Source organism: Atlanticothrix silvestris CENA357, assembly GCF_016056295.1.
GTDB lineage: Bacteria > Cyanobacteriota > Cyanobacteriia > Cyanobacteriales > Nostocaceae > Atlanticothrix > Atlanticothrix silvestris.
In genome coordinates this window covers 1-11,570 of the sequence record NZ_JAECZB010000051.1, presented here as the reverse complement: position 1 = coordinate 11,570, position 11,570 = coordinate 1, and the positions used below count along the sequence as shown (strand labels likewise).

Annotated in this window: 15 protein-coding genes, 3 pseudogenes and 1 riboswitch; of the genes and pseudogenes, 4 read left to right on the top strand and 14 right to left on the bottom strand. The window is 43.4% G+C overall.

Annotation, left to right across the window (positions count from 1 at the left end):
- From I8751_RS16775 to I8751_RS16735, 9 genes and pseudogenes are all read right to left on the bottom strand, one after another.
- Positions 1-333: pseudogene (locus I8751_RS16775) on the bottom strand (IS4 family transposase); the annotation flags it as partial.
- Positions 334-518: 185 nt separating this feature from the next.
- Positions 519-620, bottom strand: a pseudogene (locus tag I8751_RS16770) (GTP-binding protein); the annotation flags it as partial.
- 148 nt (positions 621-768) lie between these two features.
- Entirely contained in the window at positions 769-1,773 is a 1,005-nt protein-coding gene (locus I8751_RS16765; RefSeq protein WP_214440279.1) for a methyltransferase domain-containing protein, read from the bottom strand.
- A gap of 50 nt (positions 1,774-1,823) precedes the next feature.
- Complete coding sequence (locus I8751_RS16760; protein ID WP_214440278.1) at positions 1,824-2,024, bottom strand: hypothetical protein; 201 nt, start codon at positions 2,022-2,024, stop codon at positions 1,824-1,826.
- A 354-nt stretch (positions 2,025-2,378) separates the two neighbouring features.
- A riboswitch (cobalamin riboswitch) is annotated at positions 2,379-2,521 on the bottom strand.
- 378 nt (positions 2,522-2,899) lie between these two features.
- Positions 2,900-3,139 (bottom strand): hypothetical protein, encoded by a 240-nt coding sequence (locus tag I8751_RS16755; protein ID WP_214440277.1) that lies wholly within the window; start codon positions 3,137-3,139, stop codon positions 2,900-2,902.
- Between the two features lie 62 nt (positions 3,140-3,201).
- Complete coding sequence (locus I8751_RS16750; RefSeq protein ID WP_214440276.1) at positions 3,202-3,414, bottom strand: chlorophyll a/b-binding protein; 213 nt, start codon at positions 3,412-3,414, stop codon at positions 3,202-3,204.
- Between the two features lie 177 nt (positions 3,415-3,591).
- Positions 3,592-4,053 carry a hypothetical protein gene (locus tag I8751_RS16745; RefSeq protein WP_318780339.1) on the bottom strand — a complete coding sequence of 154 codons (462 nt, stop codon included), beginning with the start codon at positions 4,051-4,053 and terminating at the stop codon, positions 3,592-3,594.
- Between the two features lie 141 nt (positions 4,054-4,194).
- Positions 4,195-5,832: a coiled-coil domain-containing protein gene (locus tag I8751_RS16740; RefSeq protein WP_214440275.1), complete on the bottom strand. Its 1,638-nt coding sequence runs from the start codon at positions 5,830-5,832 to the stop codon at positions 4,195-4,197.
- Between the two features lie 555 nt (positions 5,833-6,387).
- Entirely contained in the window at positions 6,388-6,600 is a 213-nt protein-coding gene (locus I8751_RS16735; protein ID WP_214440274.1) for a hypothetical protein, read from the bottom strand.
- 509 nt (positions 6,601-7,109) lie between these two features.
- On the opposite strand from I8751_RS16735, the gene I8751_RS16730 reads away from it, so the two are divergent.
- Both I8751_RS16730 and I8751_RS16725 read left to right on the top strand, forming a co-directional pair.
- Complete coding sequence (locus tag I8751_RS16730) at positions 7,110-7,688, top strand: hypothetical protein (RefSeq protein WP_214440273.1); 579 nt, start codon at positions 7,110-7,112, stop codon at positions 7,686-7,688.
- A gap of 86 nt (positions 7,689-7,774) precedes the next feature.
- Positions 7,775-8,095, top strand: coding sequence for a hypothetical protein (locus I8751_RS16725; RefSeq protein WP_214440272.1), 321 nt, complete (start codon positions 7,775-7,777; stop codon positions 8,093-8,095).
- Here the strand turns inward: I8751_RS16725 and I8751_RS16720 are convergent.
- From I8751_RS16720 to I8751_RS16710, 3 genes and pseudogenes are all read right to left on the bottom strand, one after another.
- Positions 8,092-8,617: pseudogene (locus I8751_RS16720) on the bottom strand (Rpn family recombination-promoting nuclease/putative transposase). The gene I8751_RS16725 and the pseudogene I8751_RS16720 sit on opposite strands and share 4 nt — an antisense overlap.
- Before the next feature lie 228 nt (positions 8,618-8,845).
- Entirely contained in the window at positions 8,846-9,847 is a 1,002-nt protein-coding gene (locus I8751_RS16715; protein WP_214440271.1) for a hypothetical protein, read from the bottom strand.
- 26 nt (positions 9,848-9,873) lie between these two features.
- On the bottom strand, positions 9,874-10,122 hold the full coding sequence (locus I8751_RS16710; protein ID WP_214440270.1) for a hypothetical protein: 249 nt from the start codon (positions 10,120-10,122) through the stop codon (positions 9,874-9,876).
- On the opposite strand from I8751_RS16710, the gene I8751_RS16705 reads away from it, so the two are divergent.
- Positions 10,117-10,305: a hypothetical protein gene (locus tag I8751_RS16705; RefSeq protein WP_214440269.1), complete on the top strand. Its 189-nt coding sequence runs from the start codon at positions 10,117-10,119 to the stop codon at positions 10,303-10,305. The genes I8751_RS16710 and I8751_RS16705 overlap by 6 nt on opposite strands.
- 65 nt (positions 10,306-10,370) lie before the next feature.
- On the opposite strand, the gene I8751_RS16700 is transcribed toward I8751_RS16705, so the two are convergent.
- Entirely contained in the window at positions 10,371-10,559 is a 189-nt protein-coding gene (locus I8751_RS16700) for a DUF6887 family protein (RefSeq protein WP_214440268.1), read from the bottom strand.
- Positions 10,556-10,732 (bottom strand): DUF6888 family protein, encoded by a 177-nt coding sequence (locus tag I8751_RS30450; protein ID WP_404800433.1) that lies wholly within the window; start codon positions 10,730-10,732, stop codon positions 10,556-10,558. The genes I8751_RS16700 and I8751_RS30450 overlap by 4 nt, the downstream gene beginning before the upstream one ends.
- Before the next feature lie 319 nt (positions 10,733-11,051).
- Here I8751_RS30450 and I8751_RS16695 point away from each other — a divergent pair, with 319 nt between their 5' ends.
- Entirely contained in the window at positions 11,052-11,504 is a 453-nt protein-coding gene (locus tag I8751_RS16695) for a helix-turn-helix domain-containing protein (protein ID WP_214440267.1), read from the top strand.
- Positions 11,505-11,570 lie beyond the last annotated feature (66 nt).

Here is an 11,570-nt window from a genome sequence, read left to right as displayed (position 1 = left end):
CTTTTTCTGCTCGCCTAGATTGCTACATCCTCTTTTTGTTAACAATAGCCAATAAACTGGAATAGCTCTTTTTTGTTCTATTAAACTAATGACGAACACATTTTCACCACGCCACTGTGTTCTATCAATCGCAAATATCAATTGTTTCTCCTGAGATTGTCTGCTGTTTTTAACCCATCTTTTGAGTAATGGAAACCAGATGTATTGAATTGATAACTCTGGCAGTAATAAAAATCTTTGGATGCTTAGTCGCCGACTCTCAAATTTTATCGGTTGGGGAAATACTGTCGCCAGCTTCTCAATTGTCACAGTTTTATGAAATTGCAACAGCATAATCAAGATTTCCAACATCTTGTACTGTGCGGGTGTCAGTACATTTTGAAAGCAGTTTTGGTAGAATTTAGGTAACATTATCATTTGATAGGTCTTGTTGAGAATACCTGACCTATCTTTTTTTACCCCAAAACAGTCACACTCTTGTATTTCCTGAGCTTCAGCCTCTTTGTCACCCCTTCAGCAGCAATGCGTCGTCCTTCATTATTTTGCAGTAAGTGACGAATTAACGTTGTTTTGCCTGCGCCGAGAAATCCTGTAATGACTGTGACGGGAATTTTGTGCATATAAATATGTTGGGCGTTGCATAATGGAGCGATTCTAAGAAAGAAGTTTTACGCAGATATCATGTATTAGATAGATTTTGTGATGGGGTGATTGCTGAGAACTCACGCATTAGTCATCATGCGTAGACGCAGCCCGCCGCAAGTATCGCTACCTAACCAAGCTGGAGGGATTTTCCTGAGCAAAGTTTCTATCCATCAATTCTGTAGATGAGTTTGCCCGTACAGCGCGGAACATTCCAAATCGACACAACCCTGCACCAAACGCCAAACGCATCAATAAAAACGTCGGCAATTCGCGCACAGATTTGATGAAACCAGACAGTCCAAAACGCAGAAATCCGCTTGGGCGAACCACCCCTTGCCAAATCGAATCTAACCAAGAAGGAAGAGTTTCTTGCGTCCAATCAGCCGTAATTACCTCTCCTTCTACTAATCCTGTCGCTGCCAACAGTTCGGAGAATCCTTCAATGCTAGAAAAAGCTGGATGAGACCACTGATCTAACAATTGTCGCATTACTGGTTTCTCCCAGAAATTTAGCGGCTTTTGGCGATCGTCCCTTTGATTCCAGTCAGCGACAACCAAAATTCCACCAGGCTTTAGCACCCGCATTAATTCTGTTGCAAAAACGGCTTTATCCGGCATGTGGGGGCCGGCTTCGATTGACCAAACCACATCAAAACTGGCATCTGGAAACGACAATGCCATTGCATCATCGACTGCAAACTGGGCGTTTAGTTCTTGGGGTGTTAACTCCTGGGCGCGTTTTACTTGCTGTGGGCTAATGGTAATCCCTGTGACAGCAAACCCATAATCTCGCGCTAAAATCCGGCTGCTGCCCCCAATCCCACAACCAACATCTAAGACGGTAGTACCAGGTGGCAGTTTATCTAAACCACCCCATTTAACCATTTCATGGACAAAATCAGATTTAGCAACCAAAAAATCCTTGCGTCGTGGCGGCGAACCGTAGTGACCGAGGTGAATGTGTTCTCCCCAGTAAAACTCTAGGATGCCATCAAGCGTCCATTGGTCGTAGGAATTGGCGACTGTGGCTGAGGATTGATACTTGCGGGCAGATAGGAAATAAGCCGCAATTCCAATTAGTAAAACTAGAACAGAAGCAATTACAAAATAAACTAATAAATTTGACATTGTTTTGAAAGATTTTTCTGTAGCTAATAGTTGTATAGATGTTGGTGTGTTTATCGTTTATCCCGAATTAGACGAGTGATGACAATGGCAATCTTCCTATAGGTTGAACTTGCAATATTTTGCCAACCTTGAATCATTTTCCTGAGATTTAGAAAGGGTTGCTGCTTATCTTCTCTAAAACCCGTTTGTTTGACAAAAGGATGAACAGCAGTAGGAATCTTCCCAGTCCGGTGAAGATAAAATTTCGGCATGATGATTAACCGAGTCGGAATTTCATGAAAATACACAGAAGTATATGCACGCCAGATATAGCACTCTCAAGTTAGTGCAATATTTTGTCGGAAATTGCTGAGATTTCTAAGTTCAAATAATTACTAATCGGAATTTAATATTAAAGCTTCGGCTTCGCTCAGCTTTAACGTCGAGCGGAGTCGAGACGTTAATTACTTATTTCGTGGAAAGCCGCCATTTGTAGCGTTTTTATGTGCGGTGCTTTCAAAATATCAGACCTAGCGATCACCATGTAATAAACCATCCGTACCTCGCAGATGTACAAAATTTACAAGTTGACCCTGAGCGCAGCCGTTCGCGTTAGCGTCTCCGTAGGAGAAGGGTCAATTTCGGCGGGCATTCTGACTCACAAGGCAAACCTTGATTACAGCTGCGGGACAGCGCCGGATTCACACCGGACTTTCCCCGTTACCTCTAGTGGCTGAGTCCCACTAGAACCGACTTATAAATTTAAAATATATCATTGTTTACTAGCTAATGCAAAAATCAATCACTTATTTTTTGATTAGTATAAAACCCTGATTTCACAAGAAATTACTTACATTTGCCGTAAATACTGAAGAATACCGCCAACAATCGCCTCATACCGAGTTGCAATCAAAGATAGTAACTTGGGCTGGGAGTAGGGAGTAGGAATACTATTTCTGAACGCAACTTAGTATCAGCCATCCGATTATTATACTCTTGTTATAGGGGTAGAGGATGGTGAAACTGAGCGACCCCGATGAAATTCTAATGCTAATATTTGAGAGCGAATTTGAATAAAAAGAAGTCTTGGTTTTCATACCAAGACTGAAGAGTGAATTTATTCAATTGAACACGCTTACCCAATTGTTTATCCCAAATTACTGAAAAAAGTCCCCCAAAGGATTCCCGTTACTCCCACAGCAATTAAAAGGTTAGTGAAAAACTTGCCTAATTCAGTTGATTCTCCCAGCACTTTATCATCTTGACCTGCACTGAAAAATAATGACCAGGCTTGGTTAACGTTAATTGTTTCAAAGTTGTTGAAATCGGGGCGAAAAACAACGGAGCCAATTAAATCTTTTTTAGGGAAATCAAAATCAGTTTTCATAGCTATTTTTTGGTAATTTTCTATCGGTTAATTGAGTGAAATTCTTAAATAGTCAGATTTAGTTATAGGTTTGTCAGCCATCCAATCAAGCCATGTCCTGTTACAACTTCTACAGCTATGAGTGAGACAAAACCAATCATCGCCAAACGCCCATTGAATTTCTCGGCGTACTCGGTAAAACCTGCTCTTGGGGTTTGATCTACATAAACCTTTGGTTCAATTGCAAAGTTGTTGAGTTGACCGAGTTCGTTCATGGTAAAGCCTTTGCTTGTCATGTCTTTTTTCCTTTGCTTGCTTATGTAACCAAATATAACATTATGTAAATATTTTTTGCAAGTACTTGACATGAATAAAAATTACGGTTAAGCGTACTCAGCAGGTTAGGTTAACACCTAATTTACGAGCATAAACTTTAGTAAAATGCTGAATATCCTACCAAGCGCAATCACTACTCACTCCTCCCAATCCACCAGCACCCCATCCACACACGCAATCCCCCACTGCGGAAACTTCGCCAGCAATTTCTTGATCACAATCTGCAAAGCGGGGTCATCATTCCAGTACTCTGCAAGAAACTCAAATCCCGGATTCTCCTTCAACACTTCCGTCAGCTTAAGTTTTTGCATTCGTTTTGGTCGCGCCTTAGACCGTGTTGCGATCGCTTCGTGTGACCATTTTTCATCACTGGGAGCAGGTGTGGCGGAACTGTGGTCAACATGATGATTCTTGTCCTCATTGCCCGAAATCAGGTTTTCATCTGTCAGCGCAGCGAAAAGACGGCGTGAGGCTGGTTCTTCAAAATCGGGGGCAACGGGCGCGGCGGAATAAGTGCCTTCAAGACAATCTTTCGGCTCAACACCCAAATCCTGCTTTTCTCCCAGCAACAAAGCAGATTGATCTTGTACAGCATCCACGAGCGATAGTTGCAGTCATTATACTTACTCTTGTTTATGTTGACGCACGGAAATTCCCCCTAGCGCGATCGCAGGGCTTGGCATTATCTGTGTATTTATAAATTCGTGTCTAAAAAATTACTGGTATGGGCAACAAGTCAGTTATCCTTCCCAAAACCGCAATTCCTCTCTGGAATACCTGTCAGTCTTCTTTGAGCGTTCTTTCCAGCAATCCCACGCCACTACCAACTCTTCGCCCAAGTCCTCCACGACTTCGCCCCGTTCCACATACAAAGTGCGATAAATGTCAGCATGAGAGACGATAGAACCAACGTTAATCAATTCGCAATGACGCTCCTTCGTCGCTAACGCTGACGCTAACGCAGTTCGCAATTCGCAATTATGAGAAACCGTCTGTTCCGTAATCTTGGAGGATTCAGCTTTCTCCAAAGCAGTGATTAATTCTGCCTCTTGCGTGGTTAACTCCGCCCAATAGTCGGCTTTGATAACCTCGTACTCTTGGGCGACTTCTAAGTAGTCCCACCAGCTACGTTCAGGCTTGGATAACACCGCCCGAATATCGCTCACTGCTTGGGGCAGAAGTTGCAATTGCTCTGCCCTTTTTGCGATCGCCTGCGGTGTTGGTTCACTGCCCAGAATTATCGCCGCAGCTTCCAAAGCTTTGGTATTGTTCATCACACTGGCAAGATTCCCCAAAGCCATGCCCATCAAGCGTAAACATTCGGTGGCATTTTTTTTTTGGGGTTCAGTGGCAAGCGATCGCAGATCAATAGTGTTCTCCAGCGATCGCTTAACTTCTTTGTTTAACGCTTTGGTAGCTTGCTGAGTGAGAGTATTTTCCCACTGCTGACCAGGGTGTTCTTGTACAGCGTGTTCCAAGTCCTGAATACGCCGTTGCAATCGCTGGTTCTCAAGTTCCAATTGCCTCAATCCTTCTAACTCGAAAAGCCGTTGCTGCAATTGAATGTTTTCTTCCTTCTGCTGTTGAAACAGGTGTTGTAAAGCGGTTAATTGCTCTTGTACTTGTTCCTCAGCTTTGGCAGTCGCTTCTGACTGTAGCCCAATTCTCAATTCCTGCTCCAGTCGCTCTAACTCCTGCTGGTGTTGCTCTTTAAGTGCTGCGATCGCTTCTGAATATTCTGTGGGGTAAGTGCGTTCTCTGGGAAATGGGACACTGGGGGCATCTAGCTCCTCATTGTTGATCAGTAGCTTTTCGCCATCAGCAAATGTAACAATCTGCTGCCAAACGTTTGGTGCATCTGCCTCAATAACTCCCAATTCCCCAAAACGAGGATGCGATTGTGATGAAACCGTGACCGAATTACACAATTGCGTTTTTGATTTTTTGGTTTTTCGTGGTGCAACCTGTTGTACTGCTTTGGCAAAGTCCGCAGCTGTAGGAAAGGGTTTTTCTTGAGACGCGATCGCAACAGCTTGTTGAAGCTTGTCGGGTGTTTTGACCAGTCGGAGTAAGGGGCGAGTTTGGGAAGGTTTGGTGATCTTGTCTTTCAGCTCGTCGGGTAGAATATCAACTACTCGCTTTGCTGCAAATAAATCCTTGACCCTGCGATATCCTCCATGTTTGGTCAACTCGCTTTCGCAGTAATCCTCAAAGCTAGTGTATGCGCCATCTTGGTAATAGCCGTTATCTCGCATCAGTCGCAGTTCATCGGATGCCTGCCACTCGAACCGATCTATGGCAGCGAAGGTTTCTTGGATGCTGATGTTGAGATTGCTGTAGTCAAGGGTTGAAGTTATTTCTGGCTCTAGTGTCAGCATGTTTCTCTCCTGTTGTAGATAGGAGATGTGTTGAAAATTACCCTCACCTGAGAAAAGATTTTTTCTCTTCTTGGCTTTACTTCAGCAAGACAAATAATAAGCTGGCTATCACTACACCGCAGATGTATGCAGTGATTAAAATTAACTCCTATGCATAATGCAAGAAAATCTGCTAATGTTTGGTTGATCATAAACTTTGTAGTTTGTGAAATTTACCCAAGAGCGATGTTTTCGAGGCAGGCGCTTTTGGGTTTTAGTTTTTTCTAGATAAAGTTCAAAAGGTACAAGGCATATTGTGGGTGACAGAAAGATCATTTGAGTGACCCTCAATATGCCTAAATCCAACTGCTGTCATCCCTGGTACATATCAATTGCTCCCAAGTGATAAACGGTTACTTTTATAAAGATTGTTTGTTATCCCAAATAGTAACACATTATTATCACAATAGATCCAATACATAAAAAGTAGGAAACCCGCCTAATGGTCGGCGGGTTTTTCCTTGAGCATTTGTTTCAAATTTTCTAATAACTGCCTGAGAGAATCATTCTCTTCTCTCAGGCGGCGGTTTCCCCCAGCACCACCTCTTCCAATTTTGCAACTCTTTGTCTTAATTCTAAAATATCGCCTGACTCAACCTTATTGCCAAGATATTGGTCAATTAAATCGATTAGGACATCAGTAGCGTTTTTTCCTTCTTGCTTGACCTTTTGATAAAAAGCGTCCTTCTTATCTGGCGAGATCCTGATGTTTAGTCTTGTTTCACTCATGGTGTCTTCCTCATTGATTGATCAACGCTATCAGCGAAAGCCTTGTATTAACAAGTGTACTCCCAAATAATTTAATTTTGTTATCCCAATATGTTAAGAAATGGGATAACAAAGTGTACATTTATATATAGGGCAAATAAAGCAATTTCAAAGCCCACCGAACCTTGACAAGAGAACTGGAAGTACCGATGGAGGGGTAGCCGAGGCACTGGCACAACCAGAGAAGGGGAGAGGTACACATCGGGAAAACGGATTCGGTTAATAACAAATTACTAGCAGGACGACTGACTTCTGAAGCGTTTGAAGCTGTATACGTCGCCTGAGATTATTGCTCTCCTGTTTGGTAATGCTCCTGGTCACTGGCTGGGAGTAGTAAAGAGAAGCTGCGCTTAAACTTTTTGAGTGCGTTGTGCTAAACCACAACGTTGCTTGCACACATAACAAAGGCGATCGCCCAACCCTAGGAAAGTTAGCGATCGCCTTTTATCCAAATCAATGGAGTTTTTATTATGACTTATCCAACGCTTACACAGCAAGCATTAGATCAACAAGCGATTGCCCAACAGGAACTCGACGGTCTTCTTGAAGCCCAGGCGCAAACTGTAGCCCTAGCTGCCCCATCGAAAGACCCATTGACCGACCGCGATCGCACCATCATTGCAACCGTCGTCAGCCAGTCCGACTATCCCCACGATTGCCAGCCGCAGGATGTAGTCACCATCTGGATCAACTCTGACGGTATCGTGTGGGTGAAGATGTCCCACGGTTTCGCTCGTTTCCACAAAGAACCGTTTAAGGCAGCAGTCGCAGAGGTCAAAGCAACACTACCGGAAACACCACGAGAACGCAACGAACGATTGAGCGCAGAACTGGAAACAGCTTGCACCAAGTTTGGTCTATGGCACGGTGAGATTGATTGGGTGTCGTTCAGCACGAAAGTCTTTCGGGGCAAAGATTTGGTCGGCTTCGTTGGGTGTAACGACGAAGGTTGGTATTCCCGCCCTAGACAATATGGTCGAAATCGGATTTCTGATAGTGCGTCAACTGCGATCGCTTCGTTAGGAGCAAGGGTGGCAGTAGCGGCATAGTTTTATACAGAAAAAGGCGAGTGCATAGCTGTAAGCGCGCTCGCCATCAAATTTGTAGTAGAGCTTTAATCGTGTCACAAGTAATAATGTCTACCCTCTCCCTTCCAGTAGAGCAATTGGAAGAATCCCAGGACAAGATCCTACTGCCTCCAACCGATCCTCATGCAGAGGTGTTAGATGTATCCGGTTATAAACTGGTGTATGTGAAGGGAGCTTGTCCGAAAGTTTACCGCGTGTACAGGGATGATTCAATGGTGGGTCTGGTGTTTCAGCACGTTACCCATTGGGCGAATGGGGTGGACGAAATTCGGTACGCCAAGGCTCTTGATGCGGTAGCGGGGCTGGAGAGTTTTGTTAAGTTTGCGGATAAGCCAAGACAAAAAGCTGTGGAACTGGAAGCGGCTTAATCTTGATTGTCGGGTTCTTGCTGTTGCAACTGTTGCACCATTTCTACTGATAATCCGGTTATCCGTGCGATCGCGTCAACACTCATGCCTTCTGCTAGTAAGTTGAGGGCAATTTGACGAGCTTTTTCATCACTACCTTCTGTCTTAATTGACTGATAGATGACTGACTCTTGCATGATATCTCTCCGCAACAAACGTTGAATTACCTCTTGATTCAATTTCTGATTCAGTTTGGGCTAAATAAACTACTACCTGACGCATTCGTTTTTCAGGAAAACGTCGGTATACCCGCAAGCGATAATCAGCCATACGGAAGGGCATATTTGGATCAGGCTTAGTCTGGAACTCCAAATGCAAAACAACTTCATCTGATTGCAGCAGTATTAAAGCATCAGCACGAATGGGTTCTAATGACAATTCTTTTGGGCTTAGCTCGGTTAGGGAGATAGGTTCTCCCAGTAACCAAATAGCAAAATCCGTTGAGAATGATTCAGCGATGAACTTGCATATATTGTCAAACATGCAGGAATTGTATCATCAGTGGTTGACTAATTTTTAATAACAGAGCGCTTACTTTATTGCAGCGATCGCTGACAAAAATTAGTAACAAATACAGGAACTTTCAACAATGCCTAAAAAACAAAACTGCTCTGAATTCGCAGCAGCTAATTTGCTGCATTCACTTCGATGTCGTGGTGGTTCCAATACCTTTCGGTTAAGGGGGAAGGGTAAAAGGGAAAAGAAAAGCCTTTAACCCTTACCCTTTAACCTTTTCCCAAAACCCAATTTCAAGTTAAAAATGCTTAACCGAACGGTATTGCGATCGCCCCTAACTTCCTCTAAATATGGTTCGGAGGATATCTCGTATTTTCCACCCTTAAGTTTTGTCAAAATCCCTAGATTCAAGCCCAGCTTAATTGCTTGCTGTGCCAGAGATTTCTTGCATCCAAAATGAGTAATTATTTCTTTTTCTGCGGCAGGCTGCTTGCTGAGGTGTTTCACGAAACACTGCAAGTCATTCCAGCTATCCCTCAAAAAATCCACTAACACACGAGGATTAAGGTACTTCTCCTTGACTTTGGGTTGAATTTTAAAGCACCTTTTGCCCCAGGTGATTAGATCGTCTTCATAAGAGCATTGCACCCCAACGCTCAACCATTCTTGAGGTGAATCCCAAGGCTCGCTTACCTTAAATTGCTGCGTACATTCGTTTTGAGTTAAAAATTCGGTTACTAATTCGCTTGAGGCGATCGCAAACTTGGCAATGCGGTCGCTATCTCGCTGCCAGTTGTAAGTTAATTTTTTGCCAGATGGAGGATTGGGAACTTTGCCAAAACTCAGCCAATCGACTACAAAGCCAAATCCCAAGTCGTCTTTAATAACTCCTAATGACTCTAACCGATCAACAATGTAGGTTCCTGGTTTTGCATTGTTCCTAGTCAGTTTTGAATTTGACTCCCTTCTGAAAAATTTTTCAACAACTTGCCCCTCTATGACTTCACAAACCATCAGCAAATGATGCGGGATGAAAAATTCTTTGCCTTCCCACGCGCCCACTGCCATATCTTGGCAAGAGCGCTTAAATTGCCAAGACCAGGGACATTCTTTCTCACTAATCCAATCACCAAGGGCGAGTAAGGCGATATCTTCTGGAGCTTGAGGGTATTTTGTCCCCCCGTAAGCTTCTGGAGTGGCTGGGCGCTTGGTTAGTCCGGCAAATAATTTACCAAGGTTGGGTGCAATGATAGTCATGATTGTGGCTCCCACATTTTCAAACATTATTCGCCCTCCACACTATCTGGATAATTACTACCTACGCTTCTTAGTTCGGAATCTAATTCCAACCAGCGGATAATTTCTTGCATTCGCAGCCACTCTAAAATGATTTTCTCATGCTGATTAAAAGCTTTAAATTGCAAACATAAAGCTTTTTCCAACTCACCTTTTTGCAGGGCTTTTAGACTTTGTTTGTAGAGTCCTCCAATGTTCAGAAGTGGCTTAAAGGGCAGGCGATTCCCTCGTTGCATAATCTCGAAAAAATTGCTACATCTGCCGGAATGACTACAGAGGAATTAATCATCTATGTACAGGGAGAAGAAGCAGCAACGTATGCCCCCAAGGTGGCTGAAGATGTGCTGCAAGTAGCTAGACATCTCGACAAAAAACAGTTCAAAAGATTAATCAAGTTAATGGTTGATGATTTGTCGTAAACAACTCGCCGCTACACCGTAAGGTTAGCGGCGAGTTGTTTACTAGATATTGGAATGTGGTTCTCCTATCTCTGACCTTGATTGATCCTCCTTTCCATTTCTGCATCTGCTTCTTCGTCTGTGGTGCAAAGTACGCCAGGGCGAGAGCGAATAATGCTTAAGTAGTGCTGAAAAGCATCTTCGTCTTGAGGATTGCGTCTAACATAGTCACGCAATTCTAGTTCTGTCATCAATTCATAATTTGGCTTAGTCACTCGATTAATACCTCCCCGTTTGGAAGAATTTCTATCTGTATTGTCTCTCCAACCAACATAACTATTCGGTTGGTGCGACTATCAAGTCTTACCAAGTTGATTGGTTGAAGCAAATTACTTGCTCTTACACACCTTTGGTAAAGTGCTTTTAACTGCTCTGGTGTTGGTTCCAATTACACCTCGTATTTTATTTTCAAGGTTCTGTTAAATCATCGGAGTTAAGTAGCTGTGCGAACAGCAAGTGCTGACCAAAAAGGCAGAGGGCAGGAGGCAGGAGGCAGGAGGAATGGTTCCTGCCCTCTGCCCACGACTGCTCATGAGTAAGGGTCACAAGAACCGGACATATCTTTGATTTGGGAGCACTGAAAGTTGAGGGAAGATAACATTTGAAGTTGTTCTCCAGGGCAGGCATGTCCTATGGACTACTCTAGTGATACCAGTTCTCCATGAAGATGCACTAAATTAGTAGAAGCAGAAATAGGGTGTAAGGGTATGGGCAATAGCTTCCAAGTAGAAATATCTGAAAGTCAAGAAGAACTACAACATCGATTGCGCCATGCAGTAACAGCAACAACCAAAGAAAGGCTACAGATGCTCTACTGGATTAAGGTAGGCGCGATCGCAACCAGACAGGAACTTTCACAACGCTTGGGAAGAGATGAATCAACAGTGTATCGTTGGCTGCAACGGTATAAACAAAGCGGGATGAATGCATTGCTCGAAGTCAAAACACCCCCAGGGAAGCCTGCCTTAATTTCAGAAACGGTGATGAACCAACTTACAGAACGTCTGAGCCAACCTGAAGGATTCAAAAGTTATAGTCAAATCCAGGAGTGGCTGACGCAGGAGTGCGAGATTGTGGCTGCATACAAAACTGTACACAAAATTGTACGCTACAAGTTATACCAATTCACAAAAATCTTGATACATATAGATTTCTCGTAGGGGCACGGCAATGCCGTGCCCCTACCAACGTATTTGTATAACTTTTAAAGTTAAATGGTATTAAAT